Source organism: Neobacillus sp. SAB-20_R2A (assembly GCF_049568635.1).
Lineage (GTDB): Bacteria > Bacillota > Bacilli > Bacillales > Cytobacillaceae > Neobacillus > Neobacillus citreus.
On the sequence record NZ_CP145895.1, the window covers coordinates 642,020 to 663,543 of the forward strand.

Genomic DNA, 21,524 nt, shown 5'->3' on the forward strand with positions numbered 1-21,524 from the left:
TGGGAACACCGATTTTTTCATATTATAGTTAAGTGTAAGTGCCTGTGTCACCTCCCATATTGTCGAATTCTCCGGCATTATTGGGGGTCTGACTAGGCACTGTTTTTTTTGATTTGTGGTGAAATGAGGGATCTACTAGTATTATTTATTCTTTATTATAAGGAACTGATGTAAAATTACTCCTATACGAAATGATAAAATCTTCTAGCAACAAGGGATAGGAGTAGATACATATGGCCATTCAGCCCAAGTTTCAATTAGGCCGACAAGAACGAAGATATATTGCTACTAAGCAGTTTACTGATAGAGAGTTTCCTAGAGAAGTATTTGCCAAGCGGGTTGAACGAATCATCCAAAGACCTGCCTCCGAAACGGAACATGATGTCGTTATGTATTACGGAGTAGGGGGAATAGGAAAATCTAGTTTACAAAGACAATTAAAATTAGAGCTGCTCACACAAGTTCCGAATGCTCTATACACTTCGATTGACTTTATGAACAATGCCATACATTCACCTGCTCGGGCCCTATTGGAATTAGTAAGGGAGACGAAATTTAAACATAAAATTCACTTTCCTCATTTTGAGATTGCCTATTCTCTGTATTTTTTCAAAAGGAATCCCGATATCTCTTATAATGAGAAACAACTCCCGTTTAAATCAGAGTTAAATATTATCGGAAGTGTGGTAGCTGCTCTGGATGGATTAGGGGTGGTAGGAGCAGCCGCAGGAATTATCGAAAAATTATACGATACGAAGAAAAAGTGGAATCTTAACAAAGATGTGAAAGAACAGTTAAAAGAGCTTGAAAGCTGCTCACTGCAAGAAATAGAAGACCGTCTTCCGGCCTTCTTTTCCTTCGATTTACAACAAGGAATCGCCAAGCATCATATACCCGTTTCTGTTATTTTCATTGATACATATGAAGCCCTTTGGACAGATGTAAAAAATGAGGCCACAAAATACACCAAAGATGGATGGGTTAGGGAGCTAATTGCCTTGCTTCCTAATGTCTTATTTGTCATTTGCGGCCGCGAATATTTGGAATGGGAGATTGTTGACCAAGATTGGAAAGAGATTGTCGAACATCATATTTTAGGAAACTTGGACAGCAATAACGCAGATTACTTCCTGCAGCAATGTGGGATTGAAGAGGAAGAAATTCGTGAAAAAATGATTCATGCCAGCAGCGGCCATCCTTACCATCTGGATTTATCAGTTGACACCTATTTTGAAATAAAAAACCGAGGGGAGAGCCTCCATCCGGACCAGTTCGGTTCCAATAAACGAGAAATTCTTGACCGATTTTTACGGTATTTATCAGATGAGGAAATCGAAACACTCAAAATCATGGCCATTCCTCATTATTATAATCGCGACGTGTTTGTCTATTTGCTATCGCATTTTAAAACAGGGTATCCGATTACCAAATTTGCTGACTTTAATAAATTCTCCTTTATTACTAAAGAACAGCAAAATTATTATATCCACGCTCTCATGAGGGAAGGTATATTGAATTACACAAGTCCAGAACTCGTTCAGCAAGTTCATGAATTAATGGCTCATTACTATGAGGATTTATTAAAAAATAATCAAAGTCTATTGTCAAATAATGAAAAGGAAATCTCCGTGCTAGAAGAAAATATCTATCACAAGAAGTCTACTCTTTCTAATCAACAATTTGTAGAGTGGCTGGAAAGGGAGAGAATCACTTACCTGAAAAAATATCAATTACGAGGCGAGATTCGATTTTTAAAAAATCTGTTAGGTAATATTTACGATGATATTGGTTCGAAAAATATGAATACCCCTCTATTTGCCATTTTAATTGATATGATTCATTTAAGCGGTGAGTATGAAAGAGCGGTTGATGAAATTGAGAACTATTATGATGGAACGCCAATGGAGGATATAATTAAATCTAAAGACGATTTGCATCTTACCATCCGTAAGGTTCATCACCAAATGTATTTTAAGCCTGTCAAACCTTTAATTGATAAACTATTGCATCTCGAGCCGCTGATCTCGGAAAGTTATGAAGAAGAATACAATGAGACTTTATTTATGCTTGGCGGTAATCTAGGCGTTTTACACGGCGACTTGTCCTTCAGCCGAAAATGGTTAGTAAAGTCCATCCGATATGCTCAAGCAACAGGGCGAGCCAATTACCTGTGCAGGACGCTGCGAAAATATGCGGATGTATTGCGCCTAAAAGGACATATCAAATGGGCGAAAATATGCACGGAGTACGGGATCAAAATTGCGAGAGAAAATGGCTTTGATAGATATGAATCCTATCTGCTCTGTACGCTGGGGGATATCCTCCGGACGGAAGAGGATTATGAAAAGGCAGCCGAATTATTTGAACAATCCAGCGCTATCATTAAGCGTCATGGCATAAAAGGATGGGAAGGGCATGTCAATTCATCCTTAGCAGAAATGGCCTTTCAAAAAGGGAATTATGCAGATGCTGCTAAATTTTACAGTTACGCCAATAAGATTTATCTGCAGATTAACCAGCAATGGGGAATTATTGTTTCCAGTTTGGGATTATTAAGATGCAAGCTAAAGGGCATAGAAGTGGAGGTTCCTGCCGGGTTAGAAGAAATCACTCGCAATTCAGACTATCTAAACTACTTAAGAGAGCAGGAATTAACGAAGAATATGATGGCTGGTGAAAGTCCGTCCGCTATCCAGCTAATATTTTTATAATGGGGTGACAGGAATGAATCGAAAAATCATGATGATCCAAAATGGAGATATTGAATTAGCTTTATCAGAGACGACCCGCCAGTATCTAGTCGGACAGTTAGGCAGACCGCAAATGCTGAAACATATAGATGATTCTCAGATTGAAATCGGGATCACCTCTTATGATAACTTCATTTCAGAAGTACCCCACTATCATTTGCAGGCCCATGAATATCAGTACATGATCAGCGGGATGACTGAATACATGGATGTTGAAACAGGGGAAGGATATCAGTTTAAAAAAGGGGACTTTTATAAAATTCCACCTGGTGTGAAATATGCACAGCGGTCTAAACCTGGTACGACCATTTTATTTATTAAAACACCTCCAGGGAATGATAAGCAAAACCTTGATGTCACAGACACAATCGCGCAATGGCTTCGGACGAAAGTAAAGACGGTTCGTTCGGATTTTACCAATGACCCTAACGCCCCAAAGGCAAATTCCATTAAGCCTGCAGCTGCCGTGGCCATTATGAACGAAAAGGAAGAGATTTTACTCCTAAAGCGCCGAGATAATGGAAAATGGACGATGCCCGGCGGGACATTGGATTTCGGAGAAGATTTGAAAACATGTGCAATCCGTGAAGTCCAAGAAGAAAGTGGATACAAGGTTGTCATTACAGATATTATTGGAACATACACAAATCCTAATACAGTCATAGCCTATTCAGACGGTGAAGTGCGCCAGGAATTTACCATTCTGTATAAAGGTGAAATTCAGAGCGGACAGCTGGAGATGGACAGTGAGTCTACTGCCTACCAATGGATCGAACTGAACAAGGCCGCTGACCTCCCAATGGCCGATTCACAGCGACAAAGAATGAGAGATGTTATCCAATATCATACAGAAGGCATACGTTCTTTAAGATAAAGAAGATAGGTGCATGGGGACGGTTCGAAACCACTGAAAAACATGCTTTATCTGGAATTTGTTTGTTAAGATAAAATACATTGGATTGAAATTGAAAATTCCCTTCTGAATAGACCATCCTAAGGCTAAGGAAGACCAATCAGTTCAGGCTAAGATGGAAAATGGTCTTCATAAGGCCGATGAAGACCAAATCAGCTCACACCAATGTGGAAAATGGTCTTCATAAGGCCGATGAAGACCAAAACGGCTCACACCAATGTGGAAAATGGTCTTCATAAGGCCGATGAAGACCAAATCAGCTCACACCAATGTGGAAAATGGTCTTCATAAGGCCGATGAAGACCAAATCAGCTCACACCAATGTGGAAAATGGTCTTCATAAGGCCGATGAAGACCAAAACGGCTCACACCAATGTGGAAAATGGTCTTCATAAGGCCGATGAAGGCCAAATCAGCTCACGTCAATGTGGAAAATGGTCTTCAAAGGGTCGATGAAGACCAAAACGGCTCACACCAATGTGGAAAATGGTCTTCATAAGACCGATGAAGGCCAAATCAGCTCACGTCAATGTGGAAAATGGTCTTCAAAGGGTCGATGAAGACCAAAACGGCTCACACCAATGTGGAAAATGGTCTTCATCTTGTTGTTGATGACCCAATCTGCATGTCAATGGGGTAAATATATCTTTAATCTGCCTTCTATATGACGTATTTTTCAGTAGTCTCGGACGGTTCTTTTGCATCAATTTGGTCCAAAGACAAAAATGGTTGCATAAAAACGTCCCCATAGTTACTGAAATATTAAATATGTCTAAAATCCGCCACTCCTACCAGTTCCTCATAGTCCATATTTTCTCAATTCTTCATTTATATCCATTATGCAAGATGGATTTTCAGTAGCATGATACAAAACTAAATTCGTTGTGAATAATCATAAGTTGAAACAAGTAAATATTTTATCCCATAATGTCTCATGGCAGAGCTGATTTTTGTTACAATGGCAGTAAATAACTTTGTTAAAAAATGGGTATACAGGGGAGTATCATAGAGGCTTTAATGGAAGGGGATTTGGGCAAAAACAGTCATTCTATTAATAATGGGTTTTGCCTTATTCAAATGAAGTAATACTGGTAGATAAAATCAGAAAGGATGGCAAAATGTCAGAAATGAAAGATGAAATCATTTTAAGAGGACTTAAAGAACATAATTTAAAAAATATAGATTTAAATATACCAAAAGAAAAAATCATCGTATTTACTGGTCTTTCGGGCTCAGGAAAGAGCTCGGTCGTCTTTGATACATTGGCAACAGAAAGCAGAAGACAAATGACGTTGAACTATCCTCTCTATGTCAGGAATCAAATGCCAAGGTACGAACGGCCCCACGCCGATCTGATGCAAAACTTAAGCCCGGTTATCGTAGTGGAACAACGGCAAATAGGGGGCAATTCCCGTTCAACAGTTGGCACCTATATGGATATAAATCCATTAATTAGACTGTTGTTCTCGAGAATAGGAAATCCGCCAATAGGTTCTGCCAACGATTTTTCGAGCCAAAGTTCCTTTGGCAGATGTCCTGAATGTGGCGGATTTGGGGAGGTAATTGCGCCCGACCTAAATAAGATCATTGATTTCGATAAGTCACTTCGAGAGTATGCCGTGAAATTTAAGCCATTATCGCCTTCAGGTTGGCAAGGTCATTGGATGATGACCTGCGGATTATTCAATCCGGATAAACCACTAAAGGACTACTCAGAAGAAGATCTCCATCTGTTTTTATATGGTCCCCGAGAAGGTGAAAGAGCCTATGCGCCGTTTCATACAAAAAATGGACCTCATAACGCAGAATGGGATGGGTTATTGCCTAGATTTACGCGCGTCTATATCAATAGAGACATCTCAAAACTAAAACAAGTATCCCAAGATGACGTTTTAGCAGTCTCAACACATTCATTATGTCCGACCTGCCAAGGTTCAGGTTTAAACCCAAAGGTATTAGAGTGTAGAATAAATGGCCTAAATATCGCAGAATACGATCAATTAGAGCTTCCAGAAATACTGGAAGAACTAAAGAACATAAAAGATCCTATGGGAGAATCAATAGCCCGACAAGCAATCCCGCATGTAAAACAACTAGTCGACATGGGACTAGGATATTTGAGTCTTTCAAGAAAAATGGGCACCCTGTCCGCTGGCGAAGCTCAAAGGGTAAAAATCGCCCGTCATTTGGGGAGCAGTCTCAACAATATCACCTACATTTTCGACGAGCCAAGTGCAGGACTCCATCCAGAAGAAGTGGATATGTTAATACAGATGCTTAAAAGGCTAAAAGACCAACATAATACTGTCATCGTAATCGAACATAATCTATCAGTCATAAAAGTAGCGGATGAAATAATAGAGATGGGGCCGGGAGCAGGTGTCAATGGAGGGGAAGTTGTCTATCAAGGAAAATTAGAAGGGCTAAAAAACTCTCCCACCGCCGCAGCCCTAAACCACAAGCTAAAAATAAATAAATATCCAAGGGATATAAAAAGTTATTTTTCAATAAAAAGAGCAAGTAATAATAACTTGAAAAATATAAGCGTAGATATTCCTAAAAATGTTTTAGTCTGTATAAGTGGAGTATCTGGTTCAGGTAAAAGCTCCCTCATGTTGGAAGCCTTCACGAAAAAGTATCCGGGAACCATCATGGTAGAACAAGGCGGCATAGGAATCTCCAGCCGTTCGACCCTGGCTACATATATGGGAATAATGGACGATATTCGCACCATATTTTCAAAAGAAACCGGACAGCCAGCAGGTTTGTTCAGCTTTAACTCGTCAGGAGCATGTCCTATCTGCAAAGGAAAAGGAGTCCTAACGCCAGAAGTGGCATTTGCAGATCCGGTGACAATCCCTTGTGAAGCGTGTGCCGGAACGAGATATTCAGACGAGGCACTATCATATCGATATCGAGATAAAAATATAGTAGAGATATTAGATTTAACAATAGACGAGGCTATTAATTATTTTGAAATACCAAAAATCATAAAAAGAGTGCAAACGCTAAAAGACGTAGGATTAGGGTATCTGACCTTAGGGCAGACGACAAGTTCCCTAAGCGGAGGAGAAATCCAACGTCTAAAACTTGCAAGCCACTTACAAAAAGAAGGACAAATCTACCTATTAGACGAGCCATCCTTAGGACTACACACGGAAGATAATGAAAAACTCCTAGACGTATTTCAAAAGCTCGTAAACAGAGGAAATTCTGTCATCATAATCGAACACAATCAAAACTTTATAGCGGCGAGCGACTGGGTAATCGAATTGGGTCCAGGCGGAGGAAAACAAGGCGGACAAATTATATTCGAAGGCACACCAGAAGAGATGCTACACACAGAAACATTGACAGCGAGATGGTTAAAGGATGGAGTTAGAAAGCAATCAGGACAAGCTGTATGGTGATATTATAGAGTGCAAAAGGTGCTAGGAGTATTGAAAAAGAAATTTAAAGAAAGGCAACCCACCTGTGCGTTGCCTTTTTACGTTTCTTGTACCGGCTACAAAGCTGTATTGAATATGGACAGTGTCATCATAAAACTGTCTGAAGGAGGTTAATCAAAATCTTCTGATTGTTCACAGTAGTATATTGAAAGGTTATAATGGTTATATATTCCACAAAAGAGAGAACATCTGGCACTGAAAACGTAAAAAGGCAACTTATCCACTGCGGACGTTGCCCCTTTAGGTCTTATCTTATTTTACATATCGCATCAAGGTTTCAGGATCAAAGCCAAGGACCCAGTGGCCATTGACCTTTGTCTGTGGTACGCCCATCTGTCCGGTTTCCTGGAACAGCTTTTGGGCGGCGATAGGATCTGACTGTACATTTACTTCTTTGTAGGTTAATCCCTGAGCCTCAAGGAATTGTTTCATCATTGTACAGTACGGTCAAGTATTGGTCGAATAAACAGTGATATCGTTCATTGTGTATGCCTCCTTATTTTTTTCATACCCCGTTATAAGGTATATTATTAGATTTTCCCGGTAATGGTTATTTAATCAACCGTGTTGTGCCAAAAAAATTTACCGGGACACAACTTTGTTCTTTTTTTAATAAAAATCTACGTATGTTTCTTGTTTTACTAATTTTAATTAGCAGTCATCTAACAAAAAAGGAGAGGAAGCAGTTGGAATCGTTAGATAGATTAAGCCCGTTATTAAAAAGATTTGTAGAAAACGGTCCTGCAGGCTGTGCTTTATCGGTCATGCATAATGGAGAAGTTGTGTTTGAAGATTATGTTGGCAATAAGGACCTGGAAACGAAAAAGCCAATTGCACCCGACACCATTTATCGAATTTATTCAAACTCAAAAGTGATTACCTGCGTGGCTGCTTTAATGTTATATGAGCACGGCCTTTTTTTGCTGGATGATCCGCTAGAGGAGTATTTGCCAGAATTTAAACATCCTCAAGTCTATCAAACTGGCAAAGATAATGAGCTTGAAATAGTACCTGCAGCAAGGTCTATTACTATTAAAGACTTATTTATGATGACTTCCGGGCTGACATACGCAGGAAACCAGTTTGAAACGGAACGCCAAGTGGCCAAGAGGTTAGAGACAGAGGCTGAACGTGAGGATTGGAATGTACGAAGCTTGTCAAAAACCCTTGCATCCATTCCACTCGCATTTGACCCGGGGACTCGTTGGCATTACGGATTTAGCCATGATATTCTAGGCGCACTGATTGAAGTGTTGTCCGGTAAAACCTTCGGTCAATTTTTAAAGGATGAAATCTTTGAGCCGCTTGGAATGAAGGACACATTTTTCAAGATTCCTGATGAGAAGAAGCACCGGCTTTGCAGCTTATATGACCGCAGCGGAGAAGGTCAGTTAATCAAAAATACCAGCATGGATTCGCGATACCAGCCGGGGACTCTTATTGAAAGCGGCGGCGGGGGACTTCTGTCTACGCTGGAAGATTATAGCCGCTTCGGACATATGCTGGCCAATGGAGGAGAGCTGGATGGTGTCCGCATTTTAGGGCGGAAAACCATTGAGCTCATGTCTACCAACCATCTATCACCGGAACTTTTGAAGCATTATAATTGGGATGCGCTGAAGGGTTATGGATATGGCCTTGGTGTTCGCACGATGATCAATCCAGCCGCCGGGGGCAGCAATAGCTCGTTAGGGGAATTTGGCTGGATGGGCAGGGCCGGTACATGGCTAATGGTCGATATGAAAGAAAATTTATCAGCTGTTTACATGCAGCAAATGGTTCCGAACTTTGAAGCAATTCACCACCCAAGGCTGCGGAATGTTATATATGGTGCGGTTTAGTTAAAGTACGCTGTTAACTCCCGCATTTTGAAAATGGATATTTTAGCGGTTTTAAAACATGAATATTTCATAAACAACCAGAATACTATTTTGGAAGGATTAAAACGGTAAGTAAAAGAGGGTGGGGGAAATACATGGGATCCTTTAGAAATTACTATCGTATTTTAGACGTGCCCTATGATGCAACCTTTACTGAAATTAAGGAAGCTTATCGAAAAAAAGTAAAAGAAGTACACCCAGATACAGAAAAAGGGAATGCTGAACAGTTTAAACGAGTCAAAGAAGCATATGAAATTCTTAATAACGCTGAAAAAAGAAAGAAGTATGATAATCTCCTTTTTAACGTCACACATAAACCAAAACAGGAAGCTCCTGCTTCCATAAAAATACTAAACATGCGGAAAAGCCGAAAACAGGGTAACCTTTCATCTGTATTCATTAATACGGCTATTATTTTAATTGGAATTCTAGGTAATGTGTATTTAGATAAAAAGAAATAGAAAAAAGATACGGTTAGTTTGAATGCCTGTCACATCCCCCATTTCGCCGAATTTTTCGGCACGGGTCGTGACAGGCATTGTTTTAATTCTGAAATTAATTCTATCACCTTGTAGCTTATTTCGTATAAATGTCATAGATTGATAACATTGTATTTCATCTTATTTATATATAATGAATTTAAACAAATTTGTGGAGGTATTTCTATATGCTTGAACAAGACTTGACCGGCAAAAGGGTTATTATTACCGGAGCAAACAGTGGGATTGGCTTGGAGGCCGCTAAGGTTCTCGTTCAAAAAGGTGCTGAGGTTATTCTGGCGGTTCGTAACGAGCAAAAGGGGGCAATTGCCAAAGAAACGATACTAAGTGGGAATCCGAAAGGTTCGGTTTTGGTAATGGGCCTCAATTTGGCTGATTTAAGCAGTGTTAGGGAATTTGCGCAAAATTATCGCAGCCGTTTTGATACATTGGATATTTTAATCAATAACGCTGGGGTAATGGTTCCGCCATACCAAAAAACGAAAGACGGCTTTGAAATGCAATTCGGCACCAACCACTTAGGCCATTTTGCTTTAACTGGATTATTGCTGCCATTGCTAAAGAAAACGCCTCATTCTCGTGTCGTGACACTGAGCAGCATTGCGCACAGAGGCGCACGCATCTTTTTTGACAACTTGGACGGCTCCAAGGGCTATAAAGCGATGAAATTTTATGGACAAAGCAAGCTCGCTAATTTGTTGTTTGCCAAAGAATTAGATGATCGATTAAAGCAATATGGAATTGCGACAAAAAGTATAGCGTGTCACCCAGGCATTTCCTCCACAAACCTATTCAAAATAGGGAATAAAGATGCTCCTGGATATGTAAAAGGTTTAATGAAGCTATTTTTTCAGCCGGCCGATAAGGGAGCCACTCCGACACTCTATGCGGCAACTGAAACGAGCTTAAATGGAGGGGAATACATAGGTCCAGATGGAAGGGGTAACCGAAAAGGGAACCCTGCGATTGAAACCCCTCGATCAGGCGTATATAATCCGGAAACCATGAAAAAGTTATGGGATGTTTCTGAGAAGTTAACGGGAGTGACTTTCGATTTTAGGATATGAAGTTATCGGAAAAAAGAGCAAAATCGGTAGAAACCTATTTGTGACTAAGTGGGAATATTAACCATATAAAGATGAGTACAACAGGATACGGTGAAACAATACCGATTACCTCAAATGATTCAGAGGAAGGGGAAAGCAAAAAACCGTCGAGTAGAAGATAAATCCAAAATAATAGAATGGAATAAACTCATGGTATACTAATATGTTCTACCAAGACCAGCAGTATCAAAGAAGAATGATGAAAAGGCGGTTTTCCTAGCAGGAAAGCCGCTTTTTTTTTTTATGAAATTCACTGTGAAAGAATACTGTTGATTTTATCCAAAGAAATAGACCGTTTAGAGCGTTTTTTTTAGTATGTCTTCTTGAACTAAAGCACCCAGATTAAGTATTATACTTCACAATCTTGCTCCGATACAAACAATGGTAGAAGTTCACCTTAGTTCTCAATAAGAATAAGGTTGACAGGGTTCCTTCATTTAAAATCAAATCTTCCCTATAATGGTCCTTAGTTAAGAAATAAAACAAGTTGAATAAAATTAGCCGCCATCTTTGCTTCCAGACACAACATTTTATGATACTTTTACCATGAAATAGGCTTTTTAAACAGTAACAGCCACCTAAAAGTAAGCATAGTTTGTTGAAGAGAGTACACGTAATATCTCTTAAATACACATTTCTGACATAACTTCTTCGTTCAAATCTCTTGTTAAGTGTCAGTAGAACCTAATTATTAAGTAAACGGGGGAGGAAAAAATGCACAATTTTTACAATGAACTTCAAACTTTGGGGATGGGTAATTTCCAGGTTGGTCAGTTAATTCCTATGAGGCATCAGAGTCAGGACCCGCGAATATTTGTCGGTATGCCTTGTGGAGGTATGATGTGGGGCGGTATGGGTTGTGGTATGGGTTGTGGTATGGGTTGCGGTGGCATGATGTGGGGCGGCATGATGTGTGGTGGCATGATGTTTATTTAGCTGTTTTGGAGGTTGGTAAATCTCATCAAAAAAATGTTTTTTTATGAAAAGAAGTGTCCCCGCATGGGCGCTTCTTTGTTGCTTTGCTCCTTTTTTTAAGCAAAACCCCATGTTGCATCCATTAATGTGAACTATACTGCACAGTTGGTTGTATACCCCGTTTTATATAAATATCGGTAATTTAATAGACTAGGCATCCATCCAATCATATTTAGATGAACACTCATAATTTACTGTAACTTTGAATGAGAGGATGATATTAATGGTTTACTACATATTGTTGCATCACTACCATCCATGGTATAAACCAATTGTCGTTCCATTTATTCCCCCATCTCCGATATCACCAGTTGTTATTTCCCACCGAAATTTGAACGAGTATGGTTTAAAATACCCTTATTAGATAAGACTGCCGTAACAGCAACTAGATCTTGCATGTTGAGGCTGGTCTTCCCCTTACAGATCGTCAAATTCAAACCTTATATCAAATTAAATCTTATTTTGACAAAGAAGTACAGTTCAAAAAGGTATAGCATATTTTAAAATGAGAAAAAACTCTAACAGTATTAAAATGCTATTAGAGTTTTTTTATACGGTTAGGGAGTTTTTGGTGTTTTACCAAGCAGGGATATAAAGAGAGATAAAAAGGAAGATATTACCGCTTAAAGTAATGACTGTAATAAACAACCATCTTTGATACCGAATGATTCTGAGAGGGTCAAGTGATTTTATAAAAAACCTGGCCCTTTTATCGAATAAAATAACGGCCTAAAAGATTGCCAACTAGATTAATTGGGATCAAGATCAGACTAACTGGGAGGCTAGTGAATATCAAAGGCCAGTCCACCTGTCCATATTCAGCTAAAAAATAATAGGTAAGGAGGCAGTAAGGGATAAGAAGGAACAGTGACGTTATGATGCCAGGAGTGTAGCCCCTAAACATGATGGTTTGAACAATATGCATAAATGCCTGCAAAACAAATAAATTAAGAATGGCTGTAAATAAAAGAAGGCCCCCATGGGAGGTCACTAATGCAATGAATGAGGTGATTAGTAAAATCCATGAAGCCGATATAAACAAAGAAGCATAAGACTTACATATTAGCATGAACTTGGTAAACTGCTTTTTCATAATTTCCTCTCCTTTTTTAAATTTTGAATTTCACATGATTACTTTCCTTGAACACAACAAGAATAAGAAGAGGGGACATGGCAAAAAATATGCCAAAAAGGAGAGTGTATATTTTGGATGAAAAGGGCTTAAAACAGAACACTAGCAATACATTACGTAAAAATAGACAGAAAACTTCAGATATTATTGCAAGTATTGATGAGATGAAAAAAGAGCATGAACCAGAATATGTCTTTATTTATTGGGAGAGTTGAGATGAGAATCCTATTGAAGAGAAAATGAAATGGGTATTGGATAGGATTACACCAAAACAATCCGCCTTATAGAGAATTGCTTTAAATAAGAAAAAAACTATCAAAATTAGTTGCCGATATTCAATTAGTTTAACAAGAAAAAATTATCATTCAATTATCTATACATATGAAAAATAATATGTAATAAAAATCCATCCATTAAAAAGAAGACTATTGTCGTGTTTTAAAATTTTAAAAATGTGTAAAAACCCAGATTCATTAAATTAAGAAGGTGAATATGTTATTACATAACCAAATTTTGTCCATTTTCCTTAACCATCCTTATTGGATGGTTTTGTATTAGATGAAAGCTTCAAAGCCATATAAAAGTGCTGCTGCAACCCCACAAAGGAAAGTTGATTCTTGCTCTTTTATGCAAGGTCAATCTGTTTAAAGTAAGGGGTTGGATTTACATGGTAGTTTAAGTACACTTTTTCAAAAATCTACAACAAAAACATCCTCACTAGCTGAAAAATGACAAAGCCCTTTTCATTGAGAAGGGCTTTTGGATCTTTTGAAGGGTTAATTAGAAAAAAACTTGGATAATGTTTCATTGGTTCGTTCATTCTAATAAAAAAAATGGGGATGAATATTATGGGATTTTTAGAAAATCCACTAAGGAGGAAGAACTAATAGCAAATTAAAAATTAAAAATAGCGGTTATTTAGACCCGCTCCAATCTGAAAATCCAAACTGTTTTTTAAATTTATAAGAAAGGAGTTAAAAATGCGAACTATAATTATAGTCTTGTCCTTAATTTCTTTTCTAGTATTATCAGCATTTGGACAAAAGACGCTTACCGAACCAATCACTTTATTAAATCACGAACAAAAAGAGGTAACTTTTCCTTTAGAAAAACCAACAGTATTCTTTTTTATAACAACGTATAAATGAACTCTCTGTCAGAAGCAACTGGTTCAGTTGCATAAAAATATTAATAAATTAGATAAAATGGATATTGAAATGTTTGTAATTAGTAGTGATACACCAGAAGAGCTACTTTCATTACATAATAAATTGGAGGAAACTTTTGGATATAGTCTCTCCTTTATTTCTGATCCAAAATTTAAATTAATTGGCAAAATGGGAATGAAGAAAGATGGTGTGGCTTATAGAGGTTATGGAATGATTGATAAAGAGGGGAATGTTATTTTTAATACCAAAAATGATCATTGGGGAGAGCAAATAGAGAATACAGTTGAAAAGATTAAAGAAGAATATAATAAACTAAAATAAAAAAATTAGATTTGGTTCTCTAACATGAAGATAATCCGAACAATATGATGCTTTACGTCTTTATTTTATCCACATAGACAAGGAAAACTTGAAAATGTAACGGGAATAAGCGAAACGATAAAATCAAACGCTCAGAGTAATATTCTCTGAGCGTTTTGAATTAAAACCCTTTTAAATGTCCTTCTTCAACTCCCATTACCGCAAGAAGTAAATGTTTCAGTGTTCACTGACAAATATAAAAAGCTACATCTCTAATTTTTTCATCAGTTTCTGACTTGAGCATTTCTTTTTCTTTTTGTATAAGAATAGAGCGTATCACCTTGCATGTTTCAAGCATCGGGGCGGGACAGGCACTTTTTTCTTGGCAACGCTTTTAATTCTTAGTTAAGAATGATTTTTTACATAATTGAGAACTTTCTGTGTACCGCAACTGGATAAATAAGGTAAAATTAAGGAGTACATAATTTTTAAATGGGAGTGTGGGAGAGAATTGATTTTTTTAAGAAAAAGGAGAAATTTGTTCGCTAAGTTGACAACGCTGATTCTACTATTTTCATTACTATCTCCGGTGTCCAAAGGAGTAGCAGCAGGTGACGTTACACCTCCAAAGCTAGCTAGTCTTTCGTTATCCGGAACTAGTGCTACTCAAGGCCAATCCATCAGGCTTAGTGCGGAAATACTCGAAGAGGAATCAGGGGTGGATGTAGCGTATGCCTATTATGATGGTCCAGTCGGTTATTCAAAGACAGTTTATTTAAGTTTTAACTCTGAAACGTCAAAATATGAGGGTTCGTTCGATGTATCCACGTATGATGGTGCAGGTGTGTGGGAACTTTCATCTATTTATTTGAAGGACAAACAGGGGAACAAATATAGTATTTATAACAGAGAGACACCGTATCAGGGATCAACCTATGAATATAGAAATCTATCACAATACAATATTGAAGTGTATGGGACTTTGATAGATGATATAGCACCAAGGCTAGGTGATTTATCTCTTTCTTCAACAAGGGCTGCTGGCGGAGAGTCCATAACAGTGTCAGCAGATATTATCGAAGAAGGTTCTGGGGTGGAATATGCACACCTAAGTTTTGTACCACCAAACGGGGATAGTGAAGGTGGAAAACCGATTGATCTGATCTATAATCAGGAAACAGGAAAATATGAAGGCACATTTTATGCGGACCCTTATGATGTACCTGGAATTTGGTCTATTGGCACCATCCAATTGGGTGATAAGCTCTATAACTATTATACCTATCGAAATGGGCAGACACCGTCTCAAGACGATTACTACGAAGTAAGGGATTTTAGTGCATATAATATTGAAGTTTATGGAACGGTAGGCGACCTTACAGCGCCGGCATTAAACGGGTTTTCCGTTTCAAAAACAACAATCATGCAAGGCGAACAGGTGCAGCTATCGGCAGACATTGTTGACGATCTCTCGGGGGTTGACCATGTCTATGTTTCGTATAAAGCTCCTGTTGGAAATGTTTATAGAGACGTAGAGTTAACCTACAATGCTGAAACTTTAAAATACGAAGGGATTTTTGGGACAAACCCCGATGATCCAGCGGGCACCTGGCCGCTCTATTCTGTTGAAACAGTTGATAAAAAGGGCAATTTTTACACGTACTATAATAGCAAGGAAGATTCCAAAGGCAGTACTTTTGAACATAGGGATCTGTCTCAAAACAACATCCTTGTGAAGGCACTGGATACTTCAGCACCTGAGACGTTGCTGAATGTCCAGGGCCAAACTGGAACAAACAGCTGGTATGGTTCGGGCGTGACTGTTTCACTGACTGCTTCGGATAATGACGCTGGTATAGAAAAAACGCTTTACCGAATCAATGGAGGGGAATGGCAGCCATACGCTGAGCCGTTTAGTCTCACTGTTGAAGGCACAACTGTTGTTGAATATAAGAGTATCGACAAAGCCGGAAATGAAGAAGATGTAAAAGCGAGTACCATCAAAATCGATACCCAAAAACCGGACACAAAAATCGGTGATGTTCCTTCCTATCCGGTAAAAGTAGATGTGCCACTGTCCTTTCTTGCACAGGATGGAACGTCCGGTATAGCACGGACAGAGTACAGCGTGAATGGAGGAAATTGGATAACCTATCAGGCACCAACGTATGTCCGAACGGAAGGTACAAACACCGTTGAATATCGCAGCATCGATATGGCAGGCAATGTGGAAGAGGTAAAAAGAGTGGAGTTCGTTATCGATAAAACAGCTCCTGCCACTACCACTTCCACGCTAGGAACTGGCTGGTACAACAGTGATGTAGAAGTAAGCCTGACTGCAACTGATTCTATTTCAGGTGTGGCAAAGTCTGAATACAGGCTAAATGGAGGGAGTTGGACTGCTTATACGAGTCCGGTGAGGATCAGCGGGCAGGGGATCAATACCCTTGAGTATAGAAGTATCGACAAGGTTGGCAATGTGGAAGCAACAAAGCAAGTGGAAGTGAAAGTAGATAAAACCGCCCCGACGACCACAACTTCGGTTAAGGATGGCTGGTATAACAGTGATACGACTGTGAGCCTTGTTAGCAGTGATTCCCATTCAGGTATAGCAAAAATTGAATTTAGGCTCAATGGCGGTGCATGGGCAACGTATACAGGCGGCATCGTTGTATCAACGGAAGGAAACAATACACTGGAATTCCGCAGTGTGGATGTTGCAGGCAATACGGAAGAGATCAAGACAGTTCAAGTGAAAATCGATAAAACCAACCCATTGTTGAATGTTACGTTCAATCCGTCTGTCATCATTGGCAACACCGGCAAGCTTATAAATGTGAAGGCTGCTGTAGATGCCTGGGATGCTTTATCCGGTATTGCTTCGTTTGAGCTCGTGTCGATCACAAGCAGCCAGCCCGATGTGGTGAAGGGCGGGAAAATTCCTGAGCCGGATATTCAGGGCGCGGAATATGGAACGGCGGATACCGACTTTTATTTGAGGAATGAAATAAGCGGTTCGGACCGAATCTATACCATCACCTATAAAGCAATCGACAACGCAGGAAATTCGACAGTTACATCATCAACTATATTGGTAAAAAAGAAATAGAAGGGCAATTCCGGGTTTAATAAACAAGTTGAATTACGGCGGTAGAGGTTGAAGGGAGAAGTGTTACAGCACTTCTCTCTTTATTTTTTATCCATTAAATTCGGGTAGTGAAACCCACCTTTAATAAAAATAATAATTTTACAAATAATGTACTTAAGGTGTAAACATTTCACCGAGGATTTAATTTGTATGTGAATAAAATGATCAAGCCGGAAAGGGGGTGTAATCATGAATACCCTGCAAAGAATTGCCTTAGCATTGACCATTATTGGGGCTATAAATTGGGGATTAATTGGTTTCTTTCAATTTGATTTGGTTGCAGCAATATTTGGCGGACAAGACTCTTTCCTATCAAGAGTTATTTACAGTCTAGTTGGTCTAAGCGGGTTAGTTTGTTTAACTCTCTTGTTTAAGCGATGGGAAGCGACGGATGCCAACAGAGAAGTGAACCGGAGTAACTATAGTGGGCAACCAAATTATGGAACCGAATTTGGTGAGGAAACGGACGTACCTGATCTTAGAAGTACTGCCAGGGAAAAGGAATAAAAAAGAAAATGAAGAAAGCCATGGACGCATGGCTTTCTTCATTTTCTTTTTGACTAGATTTCCTCAACTAAAAAGGCTGTTAGCAAAAGGTTTTCCAACGTGATGGCGAGGAGCATCAGCTGGTAGCATGGTTAGAGAATTCTAGCTTATTACAGCCGTCGGCACCATTCGGGTGGTGACAGGCACTTTTTTTACCATTCTTTTGGCTCATAATGAAGTTCGTTAAATAATTGAGTACGTTCTTTCTTGGATAAATCTCTCCACTGGCCAATAGGAAGGTTCCCTAAATGGATATTCATGATTCGTATTCGTTGCAGTCGACAAACCTGGTATCCCAAGGCAGAACACATACGGCGAATCTGCCGGTTTAACCCCTGTGTCAAAATGATTTTAAAAACATATTTAGAAAGCTGTTCTACTTTACATGGAAGCGTTTTTGTATCTAGTATTTCTACACCTGCTGCCATTCTTTTTAAAAACTCTGGAGTGATAGGCTTGTCTACTGTCACGATATATTCCTTTTCATGCTTATGTTCAGCCCTTAGTATTTCATTGACAATATCTCCATCATTAGTCAGGAGGATCAGACCCTCTGAATCCTTATCCAGTCTTCCAATATGAAATATTCTTAATGGATGGTTGACTAAATCAATAATATTTCCTTTAATATGTCGTTCTGTCGTACTAGTAATGCCAACAGGTTTATTTAGGGCAATATAAACGTAATTTTTAGCCACTTTGACCGGATTTCCTCCAATCCGAACATCATCGCCTGGTTCGACTTGGCTTCCTAATGTGGCAACTTTTCCGTTAATGGTCACTTTTCCTTCACTAATCAATTTATCTGCACCGCGTCTAGATGTTTTTCCAGACTCGGAAATATATTTATTTAATCGCAGGGTAGACACATCCTTAAAGGGAGATTGTGCTTTAAGAATACCCAACCAATTCCGTATTTTCAAGCACATATTAAATCTCATTTAGAAGAAAAGCGGGGAACCGTATCATAAGTAAATGAGGTTTTTAGTTAAAGGTTCTTTCTAAGGTTGGGAGAGGCTAAAACATAATATGGGATTTGAAGAAGGATACCAGACCTTTATGAATGCTCGCTTGCAGGTAAGAACCTGAGAACGGTTGATGCTTATAAGAAGGTGACTGAAGGAGCAGGGTGGGCCTTAGTTTACCATTCCCGATAGATCAGATAAATAGACGGAAAAACTTCTCCTATTTTCTAAATAACTTTAAAAAATGCATAAATAGACGGAGAAATTCCGCCTATTGACTAGAAAAATGCGAAAATAGGAGATTTTGCTTTGCATAGTCGTAAAATCTCCCCTTATTTTCCGCGAAACGAGCTCCAATCTGCATTTAGTCGGAAAAACTTCGCTTATTTTACTTTCGCTGGTTGCTTAATTAAGGACGAGGCTTCTTAATTTAAATGGAATGGATATGAAAACCATCAAGATGATTATAAAAAAACACATTGAAATGGGAATTCAATGTGTTTTTCAGGCTCCTCTTTTATTATTTAGGCGTAACAGCTATAAATTCGTCAATTGTTTCAGGTGTATTTTTACCTTCTTTTCCTTGGAAAAGGTCGATATTAACGGTCACATCCATACAGCCAAGGTATTTTCCATTTTCATCACGTACTGCCATGAATTTTTGGTAAATTTGGCCAGTTTCACCTGTGCGTTTTGGGAACCAAAATTCCCATTCATCGCGTGTACCCGAACGGAAATCATTCAACAATTTTTCAACGTGGTGAGCCACTTTTGGATGAAGCTCAAGCACAGGGCGGCCAATCGCTTCTTTACGGCGGCCATGCACGCGGTTTGGATTATTTGAATACCAACGGAAAATATCGTTGGCATCGCAAAAGCCCATTTCAAATGGCAAAAGGTTGATGATTGAATCCAAAGTGCTTGCTTTAATCGCACCAGTTTCAAAGTTAATCACAGCTTCAGGACTAATTAAATCTGACAATTTTTCTTCAGACATTTTAAAAACCTCCTATATATAATCTCCGATTATTAGAAGTATAAAATAGTACAAATTTTATTGAAAAAAACCGGTGTTTCCTAACTTCATTAATAATGATAGCATTAATAATGATTGCCAATTGTGATGTATCTCACAAAAGTTGTTTTTTATAATAATTGTGAATGAGGGACTGAAAGGACCATTACCAAATTAAAATGCGATCCTATTCATATGTTCATAAGTAAATAAGGTAATTTAATTCCGGTTATGATAACATCTAAAGGTATATTAAATGAGGAAGTGAATGTAGTGATAAACATAACCATTCCAAAACCAAGTGTTACCATTACCAAACAAAATGATCCTGAGTTAAGTAATATTTATGGGTTTACAGAATTCCATCTTATCCCTAGAGATAAGGGTGGCATTTTTATGTTCTATAACAATAAACAAGAACTATTATTCGTTGGTAAAGCAAGGAAGTTGAGACAAAGAATTAAAAAGCATTTTGAAGATACGGTATCCCCAATCAAAATGCATAGAGATGAAGTCACTAAAATTGAAGTTTGTGTGATTGAAGACCCTGTCCATAGAGAAATATACGAAACGTATATTATTAATGAACTGAAGTCAAAGTACAATATAGACAAGGTGTTTTTTAGTTAAAACTTTATCATGAGAGGCGATAGGTGCAGATTAAAAGCATACCTATTGCCTTTTATTATTTATAGATTGAAGGATGGGAACTAGTGGATTGTAAGCACGAAGAACTAACGACCTATATATATACTTATGCCTGTTATGAGGATGAACGTCCCTTATGTGCTTTGGAAATGCGCACATTATTTGGGGAGGAGTCACAAACAAACATCTTGGAAAGCCATGTAAAAATTGACCCAAGTCGGAGTCCGTTTATGAAGGAAAGACTTGCTGTCATTTATGAGGGGCACAGTCTTCAACAGCTCATCGAACAAGTAGCAGCCCTGCAAGTAACTGGGGAAACGTTTAAAGTGTATTATGTAAAAAATGGCGGGCAGGCCAAAAATGAAGAGAAAGGCATTGAATACCGCCGGGCCATTGAGAAGGAAATCGGATTTCATATTAATGGTGTGGCTGATCTTCATCATCCGAAGAGAATATTTGGTGTTATGAATATAAACGGAAGATGGGTATTCGGTGATTATCTTAAAAGTGAGTCTGTATGGTTTCGGCATCAACAGAAACCGCATAGTTATTCCACTGCGCTTAACACACGTGTGGCAAGAGCTATAGTGAATATTGCCATTCCAGTTCCAAGTGGAATAAAGGCCATTGACCCTTGCTGTGGGATTGGGACCGTACTAGTAGAGGCCTTATCTATGGGGATTGATATTGTTGGGAGCGATAGAAATCCTCTTATTCTTGGCGGAGCTAGAGAGAACATCGCACATTTTGGGCTTTCTGGAGAAGTGAAATTGGCAGATATCCGAAATGTCACCAATCAATATGATGTAGCGATTATCGATTTACCCTACAATTTGTGTTCTGTCATATCGCCTGAAGAGCAACTCGAAATACTCCAATGTGCACGCAGGATTGCTAACAAAGTCGTAGTAGTAACTGTTGAATTCATTGATGAAATCCTCATAAATGCGGGATTTTCCATGATGGACCGAGCTGTTGTTAAGAAAGGTTCATTTACTCGTGAAGTAATTGTCTGTAAATAAGTCTTT

The 21,524-nt window shown here is 38.7% G+C and carries 16 protein-coding genes and 1 pseudogene; 13 read left to right on the plus strand and 4 right to left on the minus strand.

The genetic code is table 11. The features are described 5' to 3' along the window. Window positions 1-233 precede the first annotated feature (233 nt). From V5M37_RS03145 to V5M37_RS03155, 3 genes are all read left to right on the plus strand, one after another. Complete coding sequence (locus V5M37_RS03145) at window positions 234-2,711, plus strand: tetratricopeptide repeat protein (RefSeq protein ID WP_423800710.1); 2,478 nt, start codon at window positions 234-236, stop codon at window positions 2,709-2,711. 13 nt (window positions 2,712-2,724) lie between these two features. After that, window positions 2,725-3,624 (plus strand): NUDIX domain-containing protein, encoded by a 900-nt coding sequence (locus tag V5M37_RS03150; protein ID WP_423800711.1) that lies wholly within the window; start codon window positions 2,725-2,727, stop codon window positions 3,622-3,624. Between the two features lie 1,157 nt (window positions 3,625-4,781). Next, window positions 4,782-7,073 (plus strand): ATP-binding cassette domain-containing protein, encoded by a 2,292-nt coding sequence (locus tag V5M37_RS03155; RefSeq protein WP_423800712.1) that lies wholly within the window; start codon window positions 4,782-4,784, stop codon window positions 7,071-7,073. Window positions 7,074-7,364: 291 nt separating this feature from the next. On the opposite strand, the gene V5M37_RS03160 is transcribed toward V5M37_RS03155, so the two are convergent. Further along, a complete protein-coding gene (locus tag V5M37_RS03160; RefSeq protein ID WP_423800713.1) occupies window positions 7,365-7,547 on the minus strand; it encodes a glutaredoxin family protein in 183 nt (60 codons plus the stop codon). A gap of 251 nt (window positions 7,548-7,798) precedes the next feature. Between V5M37_RS03160 and V5M37_RS03165 the strand changes: the two genes are divergently transcribed. From V5M37_RS03165 to V5M37_RS03180, 4 genes are all read left to right on the plus strand, one after another. Further along, on the plus strand, window positions 7,799-8,953 hold the full coding sequence (locus V5M37_RS03165; RefSeq protein ID WP_423800714.1) for a serine hydrolase domain-containing protein: 1,155 nt from the start codon (window positions 7,799-7,801) through the stop codon (window positions 8,951-8,953). Between the two features lie 134 nt (window positions 8,954-9,087). Further along, window positions 9,088-9,453, plus strand: coding sequence for a J domain-containing protein (locus V5M37_RS03170; RefSeq protein ID WP_423800715.1), 366 nt, complete (start codon window positions 9,088-9,090; stop codon window positions 9,451-9,453). A 206-nt stretch (window positions 9,454-9,659) separates the two neighbouring features. Next, on the plus strand, window positions 9,660-10,559 hold the full coding sequence (locus V5M37_RS03175) for an oxidoreductase (RefSeq protein WP_423800716.1): 900 nt from the start codon (window positions 9,660-9,662) through the stop codon (window positions 10,557-10,559). A 753-nt stretch (window positions 10,560-11,312) separates the two neighbouring features. Further along, complete coding sequence (locus V5M37_RS03180; RefSeq protein ID WP_423800717.1) at window positions 11,313-11,534, plus strand: heterocycloanthracin/sonorensin family bacteriocin; 222 nt, start codon at window positions 11,313-11,315, stop codon at window positions 11,532-11,534. A 748-nt stretch (window positions 11,535-12,282) separates the two neighbouring features. On the opposite strand, the gene V5M37_RS03185 is transcribed toward V5M37_RS03180, so the two are convergent. Beyond that, entirely contained in the window at window positions 12,283-12,666 is a 384-nt protein-coding gene (locus tag V5M37_RS03185; protein WP_423800718.1) for an HXXEE domain-containing protein, read from the minus strand. Between the two features lie 77 nt (window positions 12,667-12,743). Between V5M37_RS03185 and V5M37_RS03190 the strand changes: the two genes are divergently transcribed. The 4 genes and pseudogenes from V5M37_RS03190 to V5M37_RS03205 all read left to right on the plus strand — a co-directional run bounded on the left by V5M37_RS03190 (window position 12,744) and on the right by V5M37_RS03205 (window position 17,829). Then, the gene (locus V5M37_RS03190; RefSeq protein ID WP_423800719.1) at window positions 12,744-12,920 is read left to right on the plus strand and encodes a hypothetical protein; all 177 of its coding nucleotides are present in this window, start codon (window positions 12,744-12,746) and stop codon (window positions 12,918-12,920) included. Between the two features lie 948 nt (window positions 12,921-13,868). Further along, window positions 13,869-14,195 (plus strand): annotated as a pseudogene (locus V5M37_RS03195) (redoxin domain-containing protein); the annotation flags it as partial. A 490-nt stretch (window positions 14,196-14,685) separates the two neighbouring features. Next, the gene (locus tag V5M37_RS03200; RefSeq protein ID WP_423800720.1) at window positions 14,686-17,283 is read left to right on the plus strand and encodes an OmpL47-type beta-barrel domain-containing protein; all 2,598 of its coding nucleotides are present in this window, start codon (window positions 14,686-14,688) and stop codon (window positions 17,281-17,283) included. Window positions 17,284-17,511: 228 nt separating this feature from the next. Next, window positions 17,512-17,829: a DUF378 domain-containing protein gene (locus tag V5M37_RS03205; protein WP_378585738.1), complete on the plus strand. Its 318-nt coding sequence runs from the start codon at window positions 17,512-17,514 to the stop codon at window positions 17,827-17,829. Window positions 17,830-18,020: 191 nt separating this feature from the next. Here the strand turns inward: V5M37_RS03205 and rluF are convergent, their stop codons facing one another. Beyond that, window positions 18,021-18,797: a 23S rRNA pseudouridine(2604) synthase RluF gene (rluF, locus tag V5M37_RS03210; RefSeq protein ID WP_423800721.1), complete on the minus strand. Its 777-nt coding sequence runs from the start codon at window positions 18,795-18,797 to the stop codon at window positions 18,021-18,023. A 556-nt stretch (window positions 18,798-19,353) separates the two neighbouring features. Next, entirely contained in the window at window positions 19,354-19,830 is a 477-nt protein-coding gene (locus tag V5M37_RS03215; RefSeq protein WP_213146138.1) for a PAS domain-containing protein, read from the minus strand. Between the two features lie 291 nt (window positions 19,831-20,121). Here V5M37_RS03215 and V5M37_RS03220 point away from each other — a divergent pair, with 291 nt between their 5' ends. Further along, the gene (locus V5M37_RS03220; RefSeq protein ID WP_423800722.1) at window positions 20,122-20,478 is read left to right on the plus strand and encodes a nucleotide excision repair endonuclease; all 357 of its coding nucleotides are present in this window, start codon (window positions 20,122-20,124) and stop codon (window positions 20,476-20,478) included. 83 nt (window positions 20,479-20,561) lie between these two features. Further along, on the plus strand, window positions 20,562-21,518 hold the full coding sequence (locus tag V5M37_RS03225; protein WP_423800723.1) for a TRM11 family SAM-dependent methyltransferase: 957 nt from the start codon (window positions 20,562-20,564) through the stop codon (window positions 21,516-21,518). The last annotated feature ends 6 nt before the right edge of the window (window positions 21,519-21,524 follow it).

Excerpts from the sequence above, each read along its gene's own strand:
- V5M37_RS03145 (WP_423800710.1), top strand. The coding sequence starts at position 234 with ATGGCCATTCAGCCCAAGTTTCAATTAGGCCGACAAGAACGAAGATAT.
- V5M37_RS03150 (WP_423800711.1), top strand. The coding sequence starts at position 2,725 with ATGAATCGAAAAATCATGATGATCCAAAATGGAGATATTGAATTAGCT.
- V5M37_RS03155 (WP_423800712.1), top strand. The coding sequence starts at position 4,782 with ATGTCAGAAATGAAAGATGAAATCATTTTAAGAGGACTTAAAGAACAT.
- V5M37_RS03160 (WP_423800713.1), bottom strand. The coding sequence starts at position 7,547 with ATGATGAAACAATTCCTTGAGGCTCAGGGATTAACCTACAAAGAAGTA.
- V5M37_RS03170 (WP_423800715.1), top strand. The coding sequence starts at position 9,088 with ATGGGATCCTTTAGAAATTACTATCGTATTTTAGACGTGCCCTATGAT.
- V5M37_RS03175 (WP_423800716.1), top strand. The coding sequence starts at position 9,660 with ATGCTTGAACAAGACTTGACCGGCAAAAGGGTTATTATTACCGGAGCA.
- V5M37_RS03180 (WP_423800717.1), top strand. The coding sequence starts at position 11,313 with ATGCACAATTTTTACAATGAACTTCAAACTTTGGGGATGGGTAATTTC.
- V5M37_RS03185 (WP_423800718.1), bottom strand. The coding sequence starts at position 12,666 with ATGAAAAAGCAGTTTACCAAGTTCATGCTAATATGTAAGTCTTATGCT.
- V5M37_RS03190 (WP_423800719.1), top strand. The coding sequence starts at position 12,744 with ATGGCAAAAAATATGCCAAAAAGGAGAGTGTATATTTTGGATGAAAAG.
- V5M37_RS03205 (WP_378585738.1), top strand. The coding sequence starts at position 17,512 with ATGAATACCCTGCAAAGAATTGCCTTAGCATTGACCATTATTGGGGCT.
- rluF (WP_423800721.1), bottom strand. The coding sequence starts at position 18,797 with ATGTGCTTGAAAATACGGAATTGGTTGGGTATTCTTAAAGCACAATCT.
- V5M37_RS03215 (WP_213146138.1), bottom strand. The coding sequence starts at position 19,830 with ATGTCTGAAGAAAAATTGTCAGATTTAATTAGTCCTGAAGCTGTGATT.